At 52.7% G+C, this 1,849-nt stretch carries 6 tRNA genes and 2 rRNA genes; all 8 read left to right on the forward strand.

Features of this window, described 5'->3' with window-relative positions:
- Nucleotides 1–84, forward strand: a 23S ribosomal RNA gene (locus JJB07_RS23710); the annotation flags it as partial.
- Between the two features lie 48 nt (nucleotides 85–132).
- A tRNA-Ser gene (locus JJB07_RS23715) sits at nucleotides 133–224 on the forward strand.
- A 4-nt stretch (nucleotides 225–228) separates the two neighbouring features.
- Nucleotides 229–305: transfer RNA gene (locus JJB07_RS23720), tRNA-Met, on the forward strand.
- Between the two features lie 21 nt (nucleotides 306–326).
- Nucleotides 327–402 (forward strand) — tRNA-Trp (locus JJB07_RS23725).
- A 6-nt stretch (nucleotides 403–408) separates the two neighbouring features.
- Nucleotides 409–484 (forward strand) — tRNA-His (locus tag JJB07_RS23730).
- Between the two features lie 7 nt (nucleotides 485–491).
- A tRNA-Asn gene (locus JJB07_RS23735) sits at nucleotides 492–567 on the forward strand.
- Between the two features lie 24 nt (nucleotides 568–591).
- A tRNA-Asp gene (locus JJB07_RS23740) sits at nucleotides 592–668 on the forward strand.
- Nucleotides 669–963: 295 nt separating this feature from the next.
- Nucleotides 964–1,849, forward strand: a 23S ribosomal RNA gene (locus JJB07_RS23745); the annotation flags it as partial.

Here is a 1,849-nt window from a genome sequence, read left to right on the forward strand (position 1 = left end):
TAGACGACAGGGTTGATAGGCTGGAGGTGTACGTGCCGCGAGGCATTCAGCTGACCAGTACTAATCGGTCGAGGGCTTATCCTAAGTTCTTGAATCACACACAAAGTTTGCTCCATCCAGTTTTCTTCTCATGGAGAGATGTCCGAGCTTGGTCGAAGGAGCACGATTGGAAATCGTGTAGGCGGGAAACCGTCTCAGGGGTTCGAATCCCCTTCTCTCCGCCATCGTGGCGGTGTAGCTCAGCTGGCTAGAGCATTCGGTTCATACCCGGAGGGTCGGGGGTTCGAATCCCTCCGCCGCTACCATTTTTGTTTTTAATACTTCGCAGGGGCATAGTTCAGTTGGTAGAACGTCGGTCTCCAAAACCGAATGTCGTGGGTTCAAGTCCTGCTGCCCCTGCCACTCATGGCGGTCGTGGCGAAGTGGTTAACGCACCAGATTGTGGCTCTGGCACTCGGGGGTTCGATTCCCCTCGATCGCCCCATGAATATTCCCCGATAGCTCAGTTGGTAGAGCGCCCGACTGTTAATCGGATGGTCGCAAGTTCGAGTCTTGCTCGGGGAGCCATTTTTATCTTCACAAATTGTATACGGAGCTGTGGTGTAGTGGCCTAACATGTCCGCCTGTCACGCGGAAGACCGCGGGTTCGAATCCCGTCAGCTCCGCCACAAGATGAAAGACCCGATCCTATTGAGGATCGGGTCTTTTTTGTTGCCGTGAGTCAACGAAACGATAACAAAAAACGCAGATTGTAAGAGCAACAGCGTTGTGGAGTTTGGGGGTCTTCCGTTTGGTGCGGTTTTGTTCGAGACTTTCCGTGGTGAGATCTTATGTATGTGATAAGATAACTCTTGTCACCGCGAGAGACAAGCGGCTGACACGATTGTTCCTTGAAAACTGGATAGCAAACTTTGTGATTCAAGACATCGAATCAATGTATGATCTTTCGATAGCATTAACTTAGGTTAAGCTACGAAGGGCGCACGGAGGATGCCTTGGCGCCAGGTGCCGATGAAGGACGGGGCAAACGCCGATACGCTTCGGGGAGTCGTAAGCAGACTTTGATCCGGAGATTTCCGAATGGGGAAACCCACTACTCGTAATGGAGTAGTACTGTACACTGAATCCATAGGTGTATAGAGGTACACCAGGGGAACTGAAACATCTAAGTACCCTGAGGAAGAGAAAACAATAGTGATTCCCTAAGTAGCGGCGAGCGAACGGGGAGTAGCCCAAACCGTACGGCTTCGGTTGTACGGGGTTGCGGGGCGTTCCATCAGGTAGGTTGTTTGGGTAGGAGAAGGGTCTGGAAAGGCCCACCGAAGAGAGTGAAAGTCTCGTATCTAAAACGCAAACACCGCCGGAGCGATACCCCAAGTACCGCGGGACACGAGAAATCCCGTGGGAATCAAGGAGGACCACCTCCTAAGGCTAAATACTACCTGGCGACCGATAGTGAACCAGTACCGTGAGGGAAAGGTGAAAAGCACCGCGGGAGCGGAGTGAAAAAGAACCTGAAACCGTGTGCCTACAATCAGTCGGAGGGCGTTCATGCCTGACGGCGTGCCTTTTGTAGAATGAACCGGCGAGTTACGATCGCGAGCGAGGTTAAGGTGAGAAGCCGGAGCCGTAGCGAAAGCGCGTCTGAAGAGGGCGAAAGTTCTCGGTCGTAGACCCGAAACCGGGTGATCTACCCCTGGACAGGTTGAAGTTGCAGTAAAATGCAATGGAGGACCGAACCCACGCACGTTGAAAAGTGCGGGGATGAGCTGGGGGTAGCGGTGAAATTCCAATCGAACCCGGAGATAGCTGGTTCTCCCCGAAATAGCTTTAGGGCTAGCGTTAGAGT

Origin of the sequence: Tumebacillus amylolyticus, from assembly GCF_016722965.1 — a bacterium.
GTDB lineage: Bacteria > Bacillota > Bacilli > Tumebacillales > Tumebacillaceae > Tumebacillus > Tumebacillus amylolyticus.